Origin of the sequence: Rosistilla ulvae, from assembly GCF_007741475.1 — a bacterium.
GTDB lineage: Bacteria > Planctomycetota > Planctomycetia > Pirellulales > Pirellulaceae > Rosistilla > Rosistilla ulvae.
Genome location: NZ_CP036261.1, coordinates 5,974,228 through 5,995,093, shown reverse-complemented (window position 1 = coordinate 5,995,093; position 20,866 = coordinate 5,974,228). Strand labels below are relative to the sequence as shown.

Sequence of the window (20,866 nt, the reverse complement as noted above, 5' to 3'; positions counted from 1 at the left end):
TGACGGCACGCGGCCCAATGAACTCGCCGGTCAACGTTATTAGTTTAACCGCGTGGGCATCGCCCCGCGTTTTTTCTGGCGGCACGGCCCAATGAACTTGCCGGTCAACGTTATTCGTTTAACCGCGTGGGCATCGCCCCGCGTTTTTACTGGCGGCACGGCCCGATGAACTCACCGGTCAATGTTTTTAGTTTAACCGCGTGGGCAACGCCCCGCGGTTTTGCTGGCGGCACGGCCCGACGAACTCGCCAATCAATGTTCTTAGTTTAACCGCGCGGGCAACGCCCCGCGGTTTTCAGGGCCGCGCGGCCCGATGGGCTCGCGGTTAAACGAGGAAATACAATACGGTCTTATTAGTCGTTGCGGCGGGGATCAAAATATTCGATCACCGTCGCTGCTAATAATCGTACACCACCGGCGATCGCCCGTTGGTCGATATCGAAATGGGGCGAATGCAGCGGCTCTTGGCCAATCTGTTCGCTGCACGTTCCCAGGCGGAACATCGCGCCGGGAAGATGTTCCAGATAATAAGAAAAGTCTTCGCTCCCCATGCTGGGACGCGGGATCGGTTCAACCGCGTGCTTGCCCAGCGTTTGACGAGCCGCGTGGGAGATGACTTCAACCAATGCGGGATCGTTGTCGACAGCCGGAGCGGAGAAGCCGAGTTCAAAGTCGATGTCGCAACCTGTCGCCAGCGTCACCGCTTCGCTGATCTTACCGATCGTTTCCAGGGCCGATGCTCGCGCGCCGGAATGGAATGTCCGCAACGTTCCTTCGAGGATCGCGTTATCGGGAATCACGTTGGCCTTGTTTCCCGCATCGAAGCGGCCGATCGAGATCACCGTCGCTTCGTGTGGGTCTAACGATCGAGAGACCGATCGGTAGACCGATTGCACCCACTGCGTCGCCGCATCGATCGGGTCGATCGTCTGGTGAGGCCGAGCGCCGTGACCGCCACGGCCGCGGAACTTCGCTTTGAACATATCGCAATTGGCCGTCAGGACGCCCGGGCTGATCCCGATCCGGCCGACGCTGCGACTGGGGTCGCAATGGATCCCGATGATCGCCGCGACATCGCGCAGCGCCTGGTTGAGGATCATGTAGCGAGCGCCCAGAGCCGTCTCTTCGGCGGGCTGAAAGATGCCGCGAACAGCGATCGGCCAAGGCAGATGGTCGTCATCGGCCAATTGTTTCAGAACCCGCAGGGCTCCATAAAGCATCGTCGTGTGGACGTCGTGACCACAGGCATGCATGACACCTTCGCGACAGCTGTGGTAATCGACCTGCTTTGCGTCCTGGATCGGCAACGCGTCGATATCGGCTCGTAGCGCGAGCCGGGGAAGATCGCTCGCCGAATCGGGAGCCAATAATTCACAGGTCAGCCCGCGCTGTTGGTCCGCAATTTTCAGCGGCAGCGCCAGGCCTTCGATCAGTCGAGCAACGTGAGTGGTCGTTTCCAGCTCTTCGCCCGAAAGCTCTGGGTGCTGGTGCAGGTGACGCCGCAACAGGAACAGCCCTTCAAGCGACTCTTCGACGGCGGCTTCAAGCGGCCCGATCCAGGCCGCATGTTCTTGCGGTGCCTTCGATTCCACGTTGCCTCTGCTCGGTTTATTCCATCATGTCGACGACGATGTCGGAGATGGTGTCCATGGGGCGCGGTGCCACGGTCAAACCAGCGCCGGTGAAGATCGCGTCCAAAGCTTCTTGAGCCTTGTTGCTGACAGTCTCTCGCGTTCCGCCACGGACGTTGCCCGGAGCCGAATAAGCGGAAACAGGTCCGTCGAAGTTGATCGAGATCAAGTGCTGTGCGAGTGCCACGAAATCGATCTTTTCGTTGATCTCTGGCAACGTGCGGTCAGCGCGAGTGATCGCTGCGGCGTCGGCTTCTTCGCTGATGCCCGACAAACGAACGGCGAAGATCTTGTCGGCATCCAACGCGGTCAATTGTTCCAGCGTGCCGGCACCAGCGAACCAGTTGAAGGTGTCGACCAAGAAGCCGATGTTGTCGCCAGCCCCTTTAACCAATGGCAGGAAGCCTTCGACATTGCGGATGAATTCGAACTGCTTTCCTTCGCCCAATTCCGACGCGGCTTGGAATCCAACGGCCAATTGGATGTTTTGACCACCGAGGCATTCGGCGATTTGGTTCAATCGCTTGGTGATCGCTTCGAAGTATTCGTGATAGGGCAAGCGATCGGTTGCCGCCGGGACGACGATGCTGGCGACTTTGGCGTCCAGTTTGCCCGCGACTTCCGCTGCTGGATGCAGTTGAGCGACTTGAGCGGCAAACGAATCGTCGTCGGCGTCCAGGTCGACGGGGACATCAAAACCGCTGACGACAACTTCTGCGGCGTGCAGGAAACGGGCCGCGCGATCGAAGTCGCTGCGTTGAACGCGGCGGTACATGTCGCTGAGATCGATGTCCAGTCCGCGGAAGCCGTAGGTGAGTGCCAACTCGATCAATTCGCTCTGGCGACCCGAAATCCCTAAACCCTGTGCTGCGAAATTCTTGTACACAGATCTACTCCGTACCAATTCTTATCTATTAACGTTTGTTCGTGTCGCCCACCGCGGGCAGTTGTTTTTGTCGATTCAGAACGCAGAAGTATGGCAAAAAGCACGCAAAACGTATAGTGGGTTTTGGCAAATCGTTGCGGTTCGGCGTGGAGAAAGCCGGTCCGATCCCGGTTGGAGCCGAGAGCAAACCCGGTTAGGCTTGCGAATTGCAACGATTCAGCGTGTTTCGTCCTCCTCGGTCGCTCAAATTTTTGGCCACAATCGTGAAAAAGAAACTGGTCTCCACCGACTTTTCGGGCCAGATGATCATGCTGGGAACGGGAACCAGCGTCGGAGTTCCCGCCATTGGCTGTGGATGCGACGTCTGCCAAAGCTCCAATCCGAAGAATAATCGGACCCGTTGTTCGGTCATTCTAGGGCTGCCCGAGGGGAATCTGTTGATCGATACCCCCCCCGATCTTCGCGAACAATTGCTCCGCGAACGGATCGGACTGGTTCACGCGGTCGCCTACACCCACGAACACGCCGACCATTTATATGGACTCGACGATCTGCGGCTGTTCCCCTTTTATGTCGGCCATCCGATCCCGATCTACAGCGAACCGCTGGTTCAAAAGCGGATCTACTCTGCCTTCGACTACGCCTTCGCCGACCGCGACGACACGCATCCCGGAGCTCGCCCGGCGCTGACGATGCTGCAGATCGGGCTGGAACCGTTTGACGTTTTGGGTTCGACAGTGACGCCGATCCGCTTGCGTCACGGACCGCACTTCGATGTTTTGGGTTTTCGCGTCGGGAGCATCGCCTATTGCACCGACACCAACGAGATCCCCGACGAGAGCTGGCCGCTGTTGGAAGGGCTCGATGTGTTGATCATCGACGCCCTCCGCCACACGCCTCACGCGACGCACTTCAGCGTCGACCAAGCGATCGAAGTCGCCCGCAAAACGGGAGCCAAGCAGACCTACCTAACCCACATCTGCCACGAATTGGATCACGACATCGACGACGCAAAACTGCCGCCGGGAATCAACCTCGCTTACGACGGGATGCGAATTCCACTGACGTAGCGTCGGCCCGCTCTTAACTAATGTCCCAGTGGCCGTGGCTTCAGCGGAAACACGTTGGCCCGCTCGGCGTACGCCTCCATAGCGCCGCCAGTTCTTTGACGATCTGCGGCTGCTGAGTCACCAGGTCGTTCTGTTCGCTGCGATCGGCGGCGATGTTGTACAGTTCCCATTGCCCCTCAGCCCCCTTGGCGACCAGCTTGTAATCGCCGCGGCGAACCGCTCGGTTCCCTTCGTGCTCCCAGTAGATCGCTTCGCGCTGCAGTGGTCGGCCGGCAAAGGCGGGCAGCAAGCTTTTTCCCTCCATCGGTTTGATCGACTGGCCGTCGTGAAAGGTCTCGGGATAGTCCGCCTCGGCGACATCGACAGCTGTCGCCATCAGATCGATCAGGTGGCCCGGCGTCTTTTCCAGCTCTCCCCGTCGGTCGATCCTGGCGGGCCAATGGACGATCATCGGCGTCGAAACACCTCCCTCGTGCGTCCAGTGTTTATATTCGCGAAACGGCGTGTTGGAGACAGTCGCCCAGCCGCGACCGTATCCGATATAGGTGTCCGCCGGTCCCGCCATGACCCCCTTGCCGACGCGGACCGGATATCCGTCGCGCGTCTGTTTGGGCTGCATGTCGGGTTGCAGATAAACGTCAGCCAACGGCGTCAGTGTCGGTTTATCTTCTCGCTGTGGGCCGATCTTGCCACGGCCGTAGTTCTCCGCGCAACCACCGTTGTCTTGCAGATAACAGATCAGCGTATTGTCGAGCTGCCCGGTCGCTTTCAGCGAAGCGATGATCCGCCCGATCCCTTGATCCATGTTGTCGATCATCGCCGCATAGACTTCCATGTTGCGAATATCCCAGTCGAGAAACTTGGTCAGCTTCCAGGCGTCGGGGATCGGCCAATTGATCGTGCTCTCCGCATCGATCACTCCCAAATCGATCATCCGCTGGTACCGAGCGTCGCGGATCGCCTGGTACCCCGCGTCGTATTTGCCTCGATATTTGGCGATGTCCTTTTCCAACGCGTGCATCGGCCAATGCGCCGCGGTGTAAGAAACGTACATAAAAAACGGCTGCCCGTCGGCTTCTTCGCGATGCTCCTCGATAAACCGCACCGCGTGGTCGCTAATCGCGTCGGTGTAATAATAGGTCTCGGGCTGGTACTGCGGGTCGGCATAAGGGGAGATCAATTGGTTGTCGCGAGTCAACGAATTGGGATCGTAGAAGCTGCCCGCGCCGTGGATCGTGCCATAGAAGCGATCGAATCCGCGCTGCCGTGGCCAGTTCTGTTTGCCCGATTCATCTTTGGGCTGAACCGTCTTGGTGACATGCCACTTGCCCGACATGTAAGTCCGGTAGCCCGCCTGCCCCAACACCTCGGCGATCGTCACACAGTTCCGGTTCAAGTCGCCGCGATATCCGTCGTGCCCGCGGTCGTCCATCATGTGCCCGATGCCCGCTTGATGAGGATAGAGACCCGTCAGCAAGCTCGCTCGCGTCGGGCAGCACCGTGCCGTGTTATAGAACTGAGTGAACCGAATCCCGTTGTCGGCCAACGCATCCAAATTTGGCGTCGCGATCTCGCTGCCATAACAACCGATGTCGGAGAACCCCATATCATCGGCCAGGATATAGATGATGTTCGGCCGATTGTTGGCCTTGGTCTGCTCAGCCACCACGTCGCGCTGCGGCCCGGCCAGCAGGATGCCAACGATCCCAGCAAACGCCGCCATCGGCAAGCGACTCCGCCAACAAGTCGTCCGACGGTGCGCAAACACTCCGCGAATTCGCATCGACGTGGCAACAAACAAACGCATACCGAACCCCTTAGAGTTTTGGATCGATCGGGAGCAAGCGACGACTCGATTCCGCAATTCACTCTCGCGCGGCAGATCGATGAGGCATGCCACCCCCATCGCGCCGCCAACTCGCCACATCCCCGAGCCTCAAATGAACAGATCTCGCGATCCAATAGTGTCGTTGGTCGCAAATCACAAATCAATTCCCGCGTGGTCCTCGAACCAAAACACGCCGGGTGCTTGCAATTCGGTCGGGCGATAGACCGCGGTTGTTGACGGTGAATCGAACCAGCAGCACGAGTTGGTCGGCTAGCCATAACGCCAGCGGATCAGCCCATCGGAAAAGAGGAGCGAAACGAGTCGAATGCTGCGCCACCGATGAGAGCAAAGGCGAGGACCGCCAAGAGCGTCAGGATCAGAAGAGTTAACGCGATCAGATTCAACGAGCCCCAAACGATCCAGGAACTTTGCAAACTCGTCACTGCCTTGGACAGCGCAGCTTGCACAAAAAAAGAGTCCTGCCCACCTTTTTTTGCTCGTTGGGAAGGCGATCATTTTGTGGATGTCCCCTTCTGCCCCAACTTACTCGATTCGCGGGCGTTGGTAACGGTTTAGATTTGGGGAGTGGGATTGGGACGCAACTGCCGTCCTTCCATAGCGGCTCGCAGCAACAAAGCATCAAATTCTGGGACTGAGTGAAACGACTTGCCGAATCGACCGCTGGGTTCATCCACGGCCAGTTCGACTTCGGCGTTGAGTACTCGCGAACGACGAAAGAATTTCTGCTGCTGTAATTGGTTCCGCAGTGCTACGGCTTGCCAAGCAGGAATGTCGAGCGTTACGACATCCACGACTCGACGATCGGATCGAGGTGAATCGGGGTGTTGCGACGCAAAACTTGCGAGCATCGTTGGCACGCTGGCGGTTTCATCATCGTCGAGATGTGTAATTAATGTAACTTGAGCCGACTCGGCATTCCCTGACGGATGGGGGTACTGAATTTGCATTGTGCTGCGTGTCATATTCGGCAGCACCATCTGTGGCACGTGGCCGTGAGCTGCCAGCAGCGTTGTTGCCGCGCCGCCTGCGAGATTCAGACGATCCGACGCCGTGCTGTAAGTTATCCGAGTCGTGGCGGTCGGCGCGACTTCCGACTCGGGTGATGCCACCGTCTTTACCGCGGGTAAGCGGCATCCTGCCGCACTACATGTCAGGCCCACGAATGCGATCCATAGTAGTCGCTGAGAAACAATCATCGTGACATCGCCTGTGTTAGATGGAAAACTGCATGTGGGCGTATCAGAATCGTCGCGTCGTAGAGATTTCCGGAGTTAGAGGGATGATCGTCACCGCAAGTTCGGCTGCGCAACGATAGTGCGATTGTTTCGGGTCGTACCGTTTGTGTGAGATATTTGGGCAGGCATGTGCGCCGGCTAACAGCTGACCGAGGGCGTCTGTAAGTCTTTGCCTGTGGGCAAAACAAAATCAGAGGTCAACATAGATAAACAGAGTGGCTCCAGTAGGTTGCATGGTTGTAGTCACACGGGTCTTGCGACGTCTTACAACTACGTCCTGCTTGCCCCCCCGATCTGCAATTGGCATTGGTAGATCGAGTGCCGAGACGATGCAGCTTGGTAGCGATGTATACGCCGCCAATGAAGACATTGGCTCCCGTGTTAGGTGGCAGGATTTAGGCGGCGACGTCGTACGCTCAACCTCGCCGAAGTATCTGTACGGTCGTGTACGTAAATCATTCTTTAAGGGACTAAGGCGATGAGATTGTTATTTTTGTTTTCCACGCTTGCGATTTACTCGGTAATCGGGGGACTTGGTAACGTGGATGCCGCTGACGGACAGAACAGTCATTACTTCAATGGAAATAGCAGCGGCTTTAACTCGGGTGGTGCCTTCATCATGCCCGAACTGTTGTTGCTGCGTCCTTACAATACGGATCCCGATGGTGACTCGGATTCCGACACGCACGATTTTAAGGAGGCGCTCCGCCTGACAATCGGCTACGTTAGTCCTACCGGATTTGGATTCCGCGGCCGATGGTTGGACTACGACGTTAACACCCCGGACGCAGACTTCACGATGCAAACCGTCGACGGTGAGTTGTTTAGTACGATCGAAATGGGTAGCCGTTGGTTGGGAACTTTCTCTGGTGGTGCCCGCTGGGCTGAAATGACCGAGACAGAAGGCGATACGCTGGAGGACGGTTATGGATTAATCGTCGGGGCCGAACTTCAGTACATGTGGAGCGATTCGATTGCTCTTTACAGTATCGCTCGCCACAGCGTGTTATTTGGTGACAGCGGTAACGACGATGACCTAGCAGTTAGCGCTACCGAATTGCAAGTCGGTATTCAAGGTCAACTCGCCTTGAACTGTGGCGGCATGGTATTCGGTCGCGCCGGTGTTGAAGCCCAGAACTGGAACGGCTATACAACCGATGATGGCGAGACGTTCGGCTTGTTCGGTACCGTGTTCGCTGTTGGCTACCAGCGATAGTTAAATCCACACGCGAGCAGGCTCAGCAGGCGAATTCAACGATCGAATTCGTCTGCTACTTGAGAATGGCTGGACGAAAAATGCCCTAACAACTTTTTTCGTCCTTCCCCGCATCCTGCGACACAAAATGAGTCCTTAAACCAACCTCCACCGCGCGGCCCGTTGGGCACGCGGTTAAACGAATTGTGGTATGACGCTGGATCGTTCCATCGCGGTGGCAATACTAGCACGAAGCGCAAGCGAGTGATTTGCATCGACGCTCATGATTTCACTCGCTCGCGCTTCGTGCTAGTAAAAGCGAACAGTTTCGGTCCCGACGCAGTTTTACCTTCGCGGCTGTTCACATACCATCAATGCTCTGTGCCTTAGTGTCTCCGTGAGAGTTCTCCGGACCCCAGCACAAGGGCTCTCACTGAGGTACTAAGGTACAGAGTGGCAGACAAGGTACTTGGTGCGAAAAAAGAGGGGCGAAACTCTTTCCGGCTCAATTTGCCCTGGTATTCCTAAAAAATCACATGCCCCAAACGAGCTGACGAGGCAAACGCGATCTACCACGCACCGAACCGGGGCAATGCGTGGGCCGATATTTTTCACTGGGACGCCGGGTACGAAGCGTTTGAACGGATATTGGCCGTGGGATTGGAGCGGTCGCCGGTTCAGATGCGCATCGATCGGCTGAAGCCTCGACTCTAGCGCTTATACTCTCGCCATTCAGCCATGGCCCGTATTATCTCGGGAGATCGATCTCGTGCGTTGGTCGCAATTCGCAAATCAATTCCCTGGCGTTCACAGTCGCAACCATAAGAGCGTTTGTTGTTGCTGGCCTTCCAGCTCTTTATGATGGTGCGGTAATTCAGGCGGCCTATGTCAATTTGCTTCGCTGAATCGGCGGGTTTGATGGAGTGTGTGCCGCGGCCGGTTCGACGATTCGTTTGGGCGGCGAACCTATCATTTCACCAGAGAGGCCAAGGAGCTGATGAAAAACTTTCGCGTTGCTTCGGTGCAGTTCAACCATCTGCCTGGCGACAAGGCGGGGAATTTGGCGATCATGCGTCCGTTTGTCGAATCGGCGGCGGGGCGAGGGGCGGAGCTTGTCTGTTTTCCCGAGTGCTGCGTGACCGGGTATTGGCATTTGCGCAAACTGTCGTCGCAGCAGTTGGCCGAACTGGCCGAACCGATTCCCGACGGGCCGACCACGCAAACGTTGATCGCTTGGGCGCGCGAGTTCAACATCACCATCGGGGCGGGGCTGATCGAGGTCGACGCGGCGGGAGTGCTCTACAATTCTTATGTCGTTGCGACGCCCACCGGCCAAGTTTACTGTCACCGCAAATTGCATTGCTTTATCAGCGAGTTCATGGAGTCGGGGGATACCTACACTCTCTTCGATCTTCCCAACGGTTGGCGAGTTGCCGTGCTGATCTGCTACGACAACAACATCCTCGAAAACGCGAGGGCTTGCGCGCTGGCGGGAGCGGAGGTGATCTTGGCACCTCACCAAACCGGCGGTTGCAATTCGGGAAGCCCGCAGGCGATGAGCGTGATCGATTGCGCGGTCTGGGATGCGCGGCAGACCGATCCCGAGGCGATCGCGGCCGAGATCACGGGCGACAAGGGACGCGGGTGGCTGATGCGTTGGCTCCCGTCGCGAGCCCACGACAACGGCGTTTTTTATGTCTTCAGCAACGGTGTCGGCCCGGACGACGACGAGGTCCGCACCGGCAATGCGATGATCCTGGATCCCTACGGCCGCGTGATTGTCGAAACGTGCAAAGCCGGCGACGACATGGTTGTCGCCGACCTCGATCCCACGCTTCGGGAGCGCTGCACCGGCGTGCGTTGGATGCGCGCCCGCCGGCCCGATCTCTACCGGTCGTTGGCTCGCCGCCGAGGCGACGAACAGGATACCCGCGCCGTCCGCTTCGACAAATGATCGTAAGCCGCTGGCGCGTCGGACGCTTCCTATTTCCGAACGCATAAGGCGGCGGTGGTCGCTAGCCGCAGCGGCGTCGTTTCTTCGTAGGTGATAAACGCTTGCGGATTGATCCCGTGGATCATCGACATCAGGGCGGGGACCATCCGCCGCGGAATGACACTCAGATTGACTTGCACGTCCCCATCGCGTCCGCGAGCGTCGACTGTCGTCACGTAATATCCGGCATCGCGCATCAGTTGCGACAGTTCGGGAGTCCCCGACGGGGTCACGATCCGGACCAGTGCATCCCCGATCGCCAGCCAACTCTCCACGGTGCTGCCAAGCATCGTCCCGGCAGCATATCCGCTGGCAAAGGCGATGAATTTGATCGGGCTGTCGAGATTCCCCAACACCAACGAAGCGGCGATCAGCCAGGTGAGTGCTTCAAAAAAGCCAAATATCCCCGCCAGGGTGCGGCGACCGCGAAACAGCATCGAGATCCGCAAGGCTCCCAGGGAAACATCGACCAGGCGCAGAACAAAGATCAGTGCGGCACTGGCTAGCGGCACGCTGAAACTTTCGATCACTTCTTCTCCAATCTCGGATAGTCAAAAGGGTGGCGCAACTTCCCCACAGGAATGTGCAGGGGATTTGCAAACGGAAACGCAACAACAGGCGAAACGCAACAACAGACAGCAAACGGAAAACGGAAAGCCAACCGGCGCGAATCCTTCGACGGACTAGCGACGACCTCACGTCGATCGACGTGTGTTAGAGAGCATTCAAACGCGGAAGTTCAACAATCGGGGCGGACCGCAACGCAGCCAGGTCAAAGGCTGAGTTCGATTCGCGAGAACAATCACAGTGGAAGCGTGTGAGCGGCGAAAGGTTCACGGCCGTTTAAGAGCCCGCAAACCTCTTTATGAAAAAGAGTGTTTTTAATTTTGATTTGATGTTGTATCGACAGCCCCCGCCGGTCAGCAATGCCTAATCGTTGGGGAACGATCCGATTGCCGACAATTTTTGTTTGCTGGCGGTCCCACCGGAGCTCGAGCCCCATTTTTGGCGGCTGCCGCTCGGCAAAACGCCTGCAACTTCGACCTGTTGGGAAGGCATCGGTCTCTCGCCGGTGGCTCCCGCCGAGCGGGGGCATTTGCTGTCGCCGAGCGTTGCTCAGTTGGCGATGCAGAACAGATGCCGCTCGCCGCGGATGAACAGTTCGTTGTCGATCGGCGCGGGAGTCGCGTCGACGGTTTCGTTCATCGCATTGGTCGCTACGATCTCCAATTCCGGCGAATCCTTAATCACCACAATCCTGCCGCTGCGGCCGCTCAAGAAGACGTATCCGCCGGCAGCCACGGGAGAGGCGTAGGTGCTGTTGATCCCGGCGATCCGCGAAGCTGCGTAGTGCGGCTCGCCCGTCTTCGCGTCCAGACAACTCAACAACCCCGACCTGCCTTTGTAGAAGTACAGCCGCCCCGCGGAGAGCAGCGGCGAGGCGATGTCGGGCGTGTCGCGGCCGAGCGACCAGACAACCTTCCTTGTCCCTTCGATATCTCCTTTGCCATCGGGGGTGAACGCGCCGAGAAACGATCCGCGAAAGCCGCTGGCAACGTAGATCATCCCGTCACCGGCGACCGCCGATGCGCCGGGACGCATCGTTTGCCCGCCGCAACGCCACAACTCTTCCCCCGTCTCAAGCTCGTAGCTGCGGGCATTGCCGTCTCCGTTCATGACCACTTGCTTTTGACCGTCATGGCTGACGATCAGCGGAGTCGCCCAACCGGATGGCTCCTCGCGTGCAACGTTCCAGATCGTCGTCCCGGTCAACTTATCCAACGCCATCAACGCCGAAGGTCCTTCATGATCCCAGGGGACGATGATCTTGTTACCGGCCAGGACGGGGGAACTCCCTTCGCCAAAACCAAGTCGGGTGTTCATCTTGCCAAGGTCGTCCCGTTTCCAGACCAGTTGGCCGTCCATCGTGTAGCAATAGAGCCCGCGCGATCCAAAGTGGGCGTAGACATGCTGGCCGTCGGTGCAGGGAGATGCCGACGCAAAGCCGTTGGTCGCGTGAGTCCCTTGGTGCGGACGGGCGGTTGTCGCAGTCTGCTGCCACAACAGTTTGCCGTTGGCCCGATCAAAGCACATCAGCAGAAAGTCGAGCGTCTCGGCGGGAGCGTTCGCCGCGGGAACCGCCGTGACGACAAAGACTTGGTTCTCCCAAGCGACAGGCGATCCCGAGCCTTTGCCTGGAATCGCGACTTTCCATTTCACGTTCTCCGTGTCGCTCCACTGCGTCGGCGGCGATGCGTTGGCCGCGGCACCATTCCCATCGGGACCGCGCCAGTGTCCCCAATTGTCAGCCCGAGACGTGGAGACGACAAAAGAGAAGCTGATTGCCGTTGCGAGGAGCATCAAACGCATGAACGTATCCTGAAAGGGAGAATCGAAAGATTGATTTGCGAATTGGATTATAACCCCAACAATCAAGAAAAGGGTCGCTCCAATTTGCCTACCGCAAGGCTAATCACTTTTTCAAATTGGAACGTCTCAGGAACTGGTAACCCGAAGTGTAAGCGAGAAATTCACACGGCGCCTCGCTTACGCGTTGAGTTACCAAATGTGCCTACTCCCAAACGCAGGACGCCCCTGTTGCTTGTTGCCGCGAGCGGCCTGAGCCGGCGGGACGACTTCTCATTTTGAAAGCCTTGCTCGCTGGGAACTATCAGTTTGCCGCGGTGCCCGATGGGCCGTGGAAGACGCACAACACGACAGCCGGTCGCTTGTAGGAGTTGATGATCCGATGCGGAACGCTGCTGTCGAAATAGACCGCGTCCCCCTGTCGAAGCAATTCGCTCTGGTCGCCGAACTCGAATTCGATCGTCCCTTGCTGCACCATTAAGAACTCTTCCCCTTCATGGGCGAGCGATTTTTCGCGGGCCACGCCCGGCGGGATCGTCAGCAGGAAAGGATCCATCGCCCGGTTGGGACGCTTGTGAGCCAACGCTTCGTAGACCGTGGTGTTCTCGCGACTGCGGTCGCGCTCGACCACCTTGCGTTCGTTGACGCGAACCAAAACCAACGCCGGTTTATTGTCCAGACCAGCGACCAGGTCCGCCGTCGAAACACCGAGCGCTTCGGCGATCTTCGCCAGGGCGGGAAGCGACGGCGTGATCCGAAAGTTTTCGACTTTGGAAAGCCAGCCCGGCGTCAGGCCAGCGCGCGATGCGACTTCATCGAGCGTCAAGCGACGCTCTAATCGAAAGGCGCGGATTCGTTGGGCGAGTTCGACAAGATTCATGGCGGGATGATACGCGAATCCCACCGCAATGACTACTCTTGGAAACCACCACGCGGACACGCGATTCTCCGCGATATATCGACACCAACACCGCAGGTAGGATGTCTTACCGACGCGAGCAGATCGCGCGTGGTCGGGGCGAATGACGCGAGTTCCCTGCCAAATCGCTGCGATTTGGTCCACGGACGATCGCATTCTCCACCCCGATCTCTAAACGCCCCGTCCGCGCCGATCGTTCATCGCCCGCGTCGCCGCCCTCGGGCGCATCCCGGAATTCTTGCAATCTTCATCAACCAGAAGAGCGGGCCGCTGGATGGCACGCTACAACCTAACGACACGCTCCGGAGCGACGTTCGCAGCCGGCCCATCGGCGAAGCAAGAGATCGCATTGAGGTAGGGATTTCTGCTGGTTGGGGCACGGAACTTGCGACTATTGTCGCGGCGACTGCGGAGCTCGGTCGCTCTGGATCGCCGGGCCGGAAACTTGCCTACGGACCGATGCCATATCCATCGCGGGGCGCTCAGTGCGGCGGGAGCTCACGAACCGGATCCCGGAGAGTTGACTCAGAGTCACATTTTGTGCATCGTGGCGAAATGGAAGAGCGTTAGCTTGCCACATGGTGCAGCGCAGCGAACCCCTTGATTGCGTCGAGTGGGGTGACGGTTCATTAACCTGTGTATACCGGCGAAGCAGATCGAACTATCGCTTTTCCGCGACGCTCCATCCGTGAACGACTCACAGCCCGCTGGAAGACCGATGACTGTTCAGGACGATTCTGTTTTGTTGAAACCAGGCGATCTCGCCAAAGTGGCTCGGGTCGTCCAAGACCTGGCTGCCAAGCGGATCATGATGGTCGTCGATCGGGCGGCCTATGAAGCGAGTGGCGCCGCCGCGGTGATTCAGCCGAGTCTAGAAGCTCTCGAAGTTTCTTGGTTCTCCGATTTTGAGTTGAATCCGAAACTTGCCGACGTTCAACGCGGCGTCGATCAAGCGCGAGCGTTTACTCCCGATCTGGTGATCGCGTTGGGAGGGGGAACGGCGATCGATCTGGGGAAATTGATCAGTTCGCTTTCCCATCAGGACGCATCTCCTCGCGAGATCGTGACCGGGCAAGCGTCGATCGAACGTGCCGGGACGCCGCTGCTGGCCATTCCGACCACCTCGGGGACCGGCAGCGAAGCGACTCATTTTGCTGTCGCCTACGTCGGGCACGATAAATATTCGATCGCGGATCGGTCGCTGCTGCCGCGCTACACGATCGTCGATCCTCAACTGACCTACAGCCTGCCGGCGACAATCACCGCAGCGACGGGGCTGGATGCGTTTTGCCAAGCGATCGAATCGATCTGGGCCGTGGGATCGACCGATGAATCGATTGGTTATGCCGTCGCCGCGGGCCGATTTGCGTTGCAACACCTTGTCGCCGCGACTCACGATCCGACGCCGGCAGATCGGTTGGGAATGTGTCGCGCCGCGCATCTGGCGGGCCGCGCGATCAACATCAGCAAGACGACTGCTTCGCACGCCCTTTCGTATCCGTTGACCTCGCTGCACGAAATTCCGCATGGGATCGCCGTCGCGATGACGCTCAGCCCAATGCTGGCCTACAACGCTCAAGTCTCCGATTTGGATTGCACCGACCCGCGTGGTGCCGAAGCGGTCCGACGACGAATCGCGATCATCGTCGAACTGCTGGAAGCTGCCGATGTCGCCGACGCTTGCCAGCGAATCGAAGCCTTTTTTGCGGAACTCGGCTGCCCTTCGTCCCTTGCCGAAGCTGGCATTTGCGACGAGCAAGCGCTGCGACAGATCGTCGACAGCGTCAACACGCAACGGCTGTCCAATAATCCGCGCAGCGCAAGCCCCGAAATTTTGCTTCAGTTGCTCAAAGGCAACCTCGCGGAAAACGAAATCTAAACCTCTGCAACCTCCAACTCTCAACCGCTACGGATCTAATATGAACAACGAAACGGCGAATCCGATCCGCTTGGTCGTCTTCGACTGGGCCGGCACCACCATCGACTTCGGCTCCCAAGCCCCCGCGGCCGCCTTCACCAGCGTCTTCGCCGCCCGCGGAATCGAAGTCAGCGGCGATGAATCGCGCGCTCCGATGGGGCTGAATAAGCGGGAGCATCTGATCGCGATGCTGCGTCAGCCGGAGATCGCGAAGCGGTGGCGGGAAGTCTATCAAAAGGATTGGACCGACGACGATATCGATGCGATGTATCACGAGTTTGTGCCGTTGCAATTGAAGGCGATCGAGCAGTTTGCCCAGTTGGTGCCACGGCTGACCGAGATAGTGCAACAATTGCGCGACCGCAACCTGCAGATTGCCGGCACGACCGGATACTTCCGCGCGGCTGCCGAAGCGGTTGCCGAACGCGCCGCCGCGGCTGGTTTTGCCCCCGACACCAACATTTGCGCCGATGACGTTCCGCAGGGCCGCCCCGCCCCGTGGATGATCTATCGCGCTATGGAACGCTTGGGCGTCTATCCGCCATCCGCTGTCGTCAAAGTCGGCGATACGGTCGCCGACATCCAGTCCGGCCTGTCCGCTGGTTGCTGGTCGATCGGAGTCTGCGACAGCAGCAGCCTGACCGGACTTTCGGTCGAGCAATTCGCAGCCCTGACCGAAGATCAACGCCGCGATCAGCTGGCCCAAACCGCCGCGGCGTTTCGCGCCGCCGGAAGCCATGCGGCGGTCGATTCGATCGCCGATCTCCCCGCGTTGATCGATACGATCAACGAACGCTCGCTGGAGTATCCGCAAGTCATCGATCCCGTCTCTGCCACGCTCTGATCGTCACACGCCGGTCCCATCCAACTCCTTCAACCACCCGAGAGCCCGCCCGATGTCTGCTCCAAATCGTCCCGCACCTGTTGAAACGCTCGCCGACCGCATCGCACTTTTCGCGTCTACCAGAGCATGGCGCGTCGGGCTGTTGGTCGTTCTGATCGCCGCGATCCAACTGCCAGCTTGTGCCAACGATGTCGTGGGGCCTGTCGTTGGTGCGGTCGAATCGACGACGGCGCATCTTTTGTATCGTCCCGCGGCAGCGGAAAAGCGGATGCGGCTGACGCTCCTTTCCGAAACGGGCGACGTGATCAAGACGGTCGATGCGAGCAGCGAACAGGCGAACGACTACGTCGCCAAGTTTGCCGTGGCGGGACTGCAGCCCGGCACAACGTATCGCTATAAGATTGAAGAGCTGACGGGAAAAGCAAATCGCCAATCGAAATCAATCGCGTTAGTGGAGGCCGATGAAAAACATGCGTTCACGACCGCCACGCCGGCACGCGACGACAACCGTGTGAGTGTCGGATTCGTCTCGTGCGTCGATATCGAACCCAACGGGATGTGGGCCGATATGCAAGAACTGGAGATCGATACACTCTGTCTGATGGGAGACACTCCCTACATCGACACCGCCGATCTCAAGGTCGTCCGCGACCGGCATCGCAAGTTCATGCAGATGGATGAACTGGCCGCGCTTGCCCGATCGACTCCGGTCGTCGGCACCTGGGACGATCACGACTTTGGCTTGAACAACGGCAACGGCTTGAACATGCAAAAAGGGAAGCCGGCCACGCGCCGCGGCTTTGTCGAATACCGCGCCCACTCGAAATACGGCAACGGTAGCGAAGGGGTGTATCACAAGGTCGACCTCGGAATGATCGAGGTCTTCCTGCTGGATCCGCGTTACTTTTCGCAGACCGAACCGTCGCCGGTCGATCCGAGCCAACCGACTTGTTTTGGCAAGCAGCAGTGGGAATGGCTGTTGGATGGCCTGCAGCAATCGAAGGCACCGTTTAAGGTGTTGGCGATGGGAGCGATCTGGGAGGACAAGAAGAATAGTGAAACCGACGACATGTTCACCTATTGGTACGAGCGCGACGCGCTGTTGGATTTTGTCAAGCAGCAAAAGATCGGCGGCGTCGTTTTGTTGGGAGGCGACATTCACGTCGCGCGGCATCTACGGCATCCGCAACGCGTCGGTTACGATCTGCACGACTTTGTGATCTCGCCCGGGCACACTCGCGTGATCACGGAACTGGACGTCTATCACCCGTCGCTGGAATGGTCGCTTGTCGAAGGCTGGCAGTTCCTGACACTGACTGCTTCGGGAAAGGGAGCCGATCGCAAACTGGTAGCTCAGTTTCGTCAGCCCGAAGGAATCGTGAACCGCGAGGTCGTCATCGATCTCGCATCGGCAACGCCAATCCCAACCGAAGATAATAAAGACACCACGTCTCTGTCGCGTGAACTGCGAGCGTATTGGAGCTTCGACGGCGACCTCTCCAACGCGTCGGTCTTGGGGGATCGAATCGATGCGTCGGCGAAAAATGGAGCTGCCGTCGTCGCGGATGCTGGAATCCGTGGCGGTGCGGTTCAACTGAAGCGTTCGCAGCAACAGTTCCTCAACGTCCCTCGCAGCTTCCTCGACGAGAACTCCACCGCCCACACCGTCTCGGCTTGGTTCCGATCCGACAGCCTGCCGGCTCACGGTTCTTCAGAGCGTCAGTTTCTCTTTGAGAGCACCGCCGAAGGGTCTCCCGACGGCCAGCGCGCCTGGCACTTGTCGCTCGGTTTGCGAACGGGCGAAAATCCAGATCAGGTCAACGTACAAGTCCATACCGTGACGTTGCAACCAGCGGCCAAGCCCGAAGCCGCTCCGCAAGCGATCGCGCAAACGCCGTTTGGCGCGATGCTCGATCGCGACCAACTGAAAGGCCAGTGGAATCATGTCGCTTTGACGTTTGATGGCCAACGGATGCAGATGTTCGTCAACGGGCAAATGGTGATCGATCAACCGCTCCCCATCCCCGGACCGGCTGCCGAATTCGGCGGCTTGATCCTCGGCGGACACCGCGCCGGCGTGGGCCGCAATTTTGATGGTGCGATCGATGAGGTGGCGATCTGGCAACGGGTCCTCTCAGCAGCTGAACTGCAATCGCTGTACGGGAACGGCAAACCGGCCAAGATCGGCCAATAGCAGGCGTTGCGGAAAACGCAGCAGGTTGCCGCGCCGCGGCACAGATTTCCCTGGGCGGAAAGATAGGCCATTTGGGTGGAATCCGAACGCGGCGCTTGCCAGGATGTCAGACAGCAAATAGCATGTGGTTTGAAGGAATGGAACCGCCAGGGTCTCTTGGTCCGATCCGACGACGCAGACGTTCAGCGAATGGCATGTGGTTTGACCCAATGGAAAACGCCCTCGCAGGGCTTCAGATTTCGATCGAGATCGCCCATGAAAAACCGCTTGCCTTCCACTTCTTTGCCTACCCCTCGTGATGGTTCTGCGGCTTTCGCCCAGGATCGAATTCCCGCCTCTCGCTTAGCCTCTCGCCCGTTCGCGTTTTCTAACAGCGACCGCCCCGCATCCGCCTTTGCGTGCGGCCATCGGTTGCCTTGAATAATCGAGGCGAGCCAGCGCCGGCTTGCACATCCTTTGGAGAAAAAAACGATGAGACGAATAGGTCCGATGGCCTTCGCAACCCTTGTCATGCTGTCGCTGACAATTGGAATCCAGTCAGCCCAATCGACCGCCAACGCGGCGGCTCCCGAAGGCTTTACGCCTCTGTTCAACGGCACCGATCTGTCGGGCTGGAAGGGACTGGTCGGGAATCCCAAGACGCGAGCGGCGATGAGCGCCGACGAACTGGCCGCTGCCCAAAAGGAAGCTGACCAACTGATGCGCGACCACTGGTCGGTCGAAGATGGCGTGCTGAAGTTCGACGGCAAGGGGAAGAGCCTTTGCACTGACAAGGACTACGGCGATTTCGAAATGTACGTCGACTGGAAGATTTTGGAGGGAGGCGACAGCGGGATCTATCTGCGTGGCAGCCCCCAGATCCAGATCTGGGACACCGAGTTTGAGAACTATTTCCGCCACGGTGCCGAAAACGGTTCGGGTGCGTTGTGGAACAACCAAAAGAACCCACGTTTCCCGCTAGCCAAAGCGGACAAGCCAGTTGGCCAATGGAACAGGTTCTACATCCGCATGGTCGGCGAGCGCGTGACCGTCAAGCTGAACGACACGCTGGTCTTCGACGACGTCGTGATGGAAAACATCTGGGACCGCGGCCTGCCGATCTACCCTCGCGGCCAGATCGAATTGCAGAACCATGGCAACACGCTCTACTTCCGCGACATCTCGATCCGCGAGATCCCGACCGAAGAAGCTAACGAGATCCTGGCTGCTCGCGAGCCAGCCGACTTGTTCACGCCGATCTTCAATGGCAAAGACCTGACCGGATGGAAAGGTAAGTTGGACGAGCACGAAGTCATCGACGGCGCGATTGTTTGCAAGCCAGGCAAAGCGGGAACGATCTTCACCGAAAAAGAGTACTCCGACTTCGTCGCTCTATTCGAATTCAAACTGCCACCGGGCGGAAACCATGGCCTGACCTTGCGTTATCCCGGCACCGGAGCACCGCACTTGGACGGCTTGGAACTGCAGATCCTCGACGACGAAGATCCTAAATACGCCAAGCTCGACCCACGCCAATACCACGGTTCGGTCTACGGCCTGGCCGCCCCTCACCGCGGTTACCTGCGTCCGACCGGCGAATGGAACTTCCAAAAGGTGACGATGGTTGGTTCGAATGTCAAAGTCGAACTCAACGGAACCACGATCCTGGAAACCGACCTGTCGACGATCAAAGAATCGAAGGATGGCGCGGTGCCTCCGGGAGCCAAGCGTAAGAGCGGCCACTTCGGTCTGTGTGGCCACAACGATCAGGTTGCGATTCGCAACTTGCAGATCCGCGAACTGCCAGGCGAACCAGCGACGCCGCCTAGCCGCGACATCGCGATCAGCCCAACCGATGGCCCGATCAAGCTGTTCAACGGTCGCAACCTGGAAGGTTTTTACACCTGGATCCGCGACACCGCCTACGCCGATCCTCGCAAGATCTTCACCGTCAAGGATGGCATGATCCACATCACCGGCGATGGCTGGGGTGGACTGATCACCAACGATTATTACCGCGATTACCACTTGATCGTCGAATTCAAATGGGGCGAGCGAACCTGGAGCACCCGTAAGGATCGTGCTCGCGACAGCGGCGTTCTGCTGCACTGCTGGGGTCCCGATGGCGGCTATGCCAAGACCTGGATGGCATCGATCGAAGCCCAGATCATCGAAGGAGGCGTCGGCGATATCTTGGTTCTCACGGGAACCGATCCCGAGACCGGGCAGGTCCTGCCGACTTCGTTGAGTGCTGAGATCACCAAGGATCGCGACGGCGAGAAGATCTGGAAGAAGGGTGGCGAGATGACCTCGCTTTCCCGCGGCCGCGTCAACTGGCTGAAACGCGATGTCGATTGGGCCGACAAGGTCGACTTCCGCGGCAAAGACGATGTCGAAAGTCCCTTCGGTGAATGGACTCGGATGGAAGTCATCGCCGATGGAGATCACTTGATCTACAAAGTCAACGGCGTTGTCATCAACGAAGCCTTCGACGCTTCGCCAAGCTTCGGCAAGCTGCTGTTGCAAACCGAGTTGGCCGAGATGTTTGTCCGCCGCTACGAACTGTGGCCACTGGGCAAAGCTCCCAACGACGAGCTGAAGCAATAATCGAAACGTTGGTCGTTCATTCCGCAAACCGGTCGCAGCTTAAGCGGCGGCTGGCCGAGCGGTAGACGTCAACGGACGAGAATTCGAAACGACGCGCTGCGATCCGCAACGCGTCGTATTTTTGTGCGCACACCCTCGATCCGTTTCACCAAATGGGCAACCGGGCGCGCATCGTTTGG

14 protein-coding genes are annotated in these 20,866 nt (G+C 58.4%); 7 read left to right on the top strand and 7 right to left on the bottom strand.

The features are described 5' to 3' along the window. Positions 1–353 precede the first annotated feature (353 nt). Together EC9_RS21185 and EC9_RS21180 are read right to left on the bottom strand one after the other, a co-directional pair. Positions 354–1,592, bottom strand: coding sequence for an amidohydrolase (locus tag EC9_RS21185; RefSeq protein WP_145348084.1), 1,239 nt, complete (start codon positions 1,590–1,592; stop codon positions 354–356). A 16-nt stretch (positions 1,593–1,608) separates the two neighbouring features. Further along, entirely contained in the window at positions 1,609–2,517 is a 909-nt protein-coding gene (locus EC9_RS21180) for a sugar phosphate isomerase/epimerase family protein (protein WP_145348083.1), read from the bottom strand. Positions 2,518–2,780: 263 nt separating this feature from the next. Between EC9_RS21180 and EC9_RS21175 the strand changes: the two genes are divergently transcribed. Beyond that, a complete protein-coding gene (locus EC9_RS21175) occupies positions 2,781–3,587 on the top strand; it encodes an MBL fold metallo-hydrolase (protein WP_246105808.1) in 807 nt (268 codons plus the stop codon). 40 nt (positions 3,588–3,627) lie between these two features. Here the strand turns inward: EC9_RS21175 and EC9_RS21170 are convergent, their stop codons facing one another. Continuing rightward, on the bottom strand, positions 3,628–5,394 hold the full coding sequence (locus tag EC9_RS21170) for an arylsulfatase (protein WP_246105807.1): 1,767 nt from the start codon (positions 5,392–5,394) through the stop codon (positions 3,628–3,630). Between the two features lie 593 nt (positions 5,395–5,987). Beyond that, positions 5,988–6,545: a hypothetical protein gene (locus EC9_RS21165; RefSeq protein ID WP_145348082.1), complete on the bottom strand. Its 558-nt coding sequence runs from the start codon at positions 6,543–6,545 to the stop codon at positions 5,988–5,990. A 604-nt stretch (positions 6,546–7,149) separates the two neighbouring features. Between EC9_RS21165 and EC9_RS21160 the strand changes: the two genes are divergently transcribed. Further along, positions 7,150–7,887: a hypothetical protein gene (locus tag EC9_RS21160; RefSeq protein ID WP_145348081.1), complete on the top strand. Its 738-nt coding sequence runs from the start codon at positions 7,150–7,152 to the stop codon at positions 7,885–7,887. 976 nt (positions 7,888–8,863) lie between these two features. Continuing rightward, a complete protein-coding gene (locus EC9_RS21155; RefSeq protein WP_145348080.1) occupies positions 8,864–9,820 on the top strand; it encodes a nitrilase family protein in 957 nt (318 codons plus the stop codon). A gap of 29 nt (positions 9,821–9,849) precedes the next feature. Here the strand turns inward: EC9_RS21155 and EC9_RS21150 are convergent, their stop codons facing one another. The 3 genes from EC9_RS21150 to EC9_RS21140 form a co-directional block, all read right to left on the bottom strand. Continuing rightward, the gene (locus tag EC9_RS21150) at positions 9,850–10,389 is read right to left on the bottom strand and encodes a DUF2179 domain-containing protein (RefSeq protein ID WP_145348079.1); all 540 of its coding nucleotides are present in this window, start codon (positions 10,387–10,389) and stop codon (positions 9,850–9,852) included. Between the two features lie 586 nt (positions 10,390–10,975). After that, on the bottom strand, positions 10,976–12,229 hold the full coding sequence (locus EC9_RS21145; RefSeq protein WP_145348078.1) for an outer membrane protein assembly factor BamB family protein: 1,254 nt from the start codon (positions 12,227–12,229) through the stop codon (positions 10,976–10,978). Between the two features lie 301 nt (positions 12,230–12,530). After that, positions 12,531–13,106, bottom strand: a complete 576-nt coding sequence (locus EC9_RS21140; protein WP_145348077.1) for a helix-turn-helix domain-containing protein — start codon at positions 13,104–13,106, stop codon at positions 12,531–12,533. A 757-nt stretch (positions 13,107–13,863) separates the two neighbouring features. Between EC9_RS21140 and EC9_RS21135 the strand changes: the two genes are divergently transcribed. The 4 genes from EC9_RS21135 (at position 13,864) to EC9_RS26695 (ending at position 20,687) form a co-directional block, all read left to right on the top strand. Next, positions 13,864–15,024 carry a phosphonoacetaldehyde reductase gene (locus EC9_RS21135; RefSeq protein WP_145348076.1) on the top strand — a complete coding sequence of 387 codons (1,161 nt, stop codon included), beginning with the start codon at positions 13,864–13,866 and terminating at the stop codon, positions 15,022–15,024. A 40-nt stretch (positions 15,025–15,064) separates the two neighbouring features. Next, complete coding sequence (gene phnX / locus EC9_RS21130; RefSeq protein WP_145348075.1) at positions 15,065–15,907, top strand: phosphonoacetaldehyde hydrolase; 843 nt, start codon at positions 15,065–15,067, stop codon at positions 15,905–15,907. A gap of 52 nt (positions 15,908–15,959) precedes the next feature. Next, a complete protein-coding gene (locus EC9_RS21125; RefSeq protein ID WP_145348074.1) occupies positions 15,960–18,101 on the top strand; it encodes a LamG-like jellyroll fold domain-containing protein in 2,142 nt (713 codons plus the stop codon). 471 nt (positions 18,102–18,572) lie between these two features. Beyond that, a complete protein-coding gene (locus EC9_RS26695; RefSeq protein ID WP_218934327.1) occupies positions 18,573–20,687 on the top strand; it encodes a 3-keto-disaccharide hydrolase in 2,115 nt (704 codons plus the stop codon). Positions 20,688–20,866 lie beyond the last annotated feature (179 nt).

Excerpts from the sequence above, each read along its gene's own strand:
- EC9_RS21155 (WP_145348080.1), top strand. The coding sequence starts at position 8,864 with ATGAAAAACTTTCGCGTTGCTTCGGTGCAGTTCAACCATCTGCCTGGC.
- EC9_RS21140 (WP_145348077.1), bottom strand. The coding sequence starts at position 13,106 with ATGAATCTTGTCGAACTCGCCCAACGAATCCGCGCCTTTCGATTAGAG.
- EC9_RS21145 (WP_145348078.1), bottom strand. The coding sequence starts at position 12,229 with ATGCGTTTGATGCTCCTCGCAACGGCAATCAGCTTCTCTTTTGTCGTC.
- EC9_RS21170 (WP_246105807.1), bottom strand. The coding sequence starts at position 5,394 with ATGCGTTTGTTTGTTGCCACGTCGATGCGAATTCGCGGAGTGTTTGCG.
- phnX (WP_145348075.1), top strand. The coding sequence starts at position 15,065 with ATGAACAACGAAACGGCGAATCCGATCCGCTTGGTCGTCTTCGACTGG.
- EC9_RS26695 (WP_218934327.1), top strand. The coding sequence starts at position 18,573 with ATGAGACGAATAGGTCCGATGGCCTTCGCAACCCTTGTCATGCTGTCG.
- EC9_RS21160 (WP_145348081.1), top strand. The coding sequence starts at position 7,150 with ATGAGATTGTTATTTTTGTTTTCCACGCTTGCGATTTACTCGGTAATC.
- EC9_RS21135 (WP_145348076.1), top strand. The coding sequence starts at position 13,864 with ATGACTGTTCAGGACGATTCTGTTTTGTTGAAACCAGGCGATCTCGCC.
- EC9_RS21125 (WP_145348074.1), top strand. The coding sequence starts at position 15,960 with ATGTCTGCTCCAAATCGTCCCGCACCTGTTGAAACGCTCGCCGACCGC.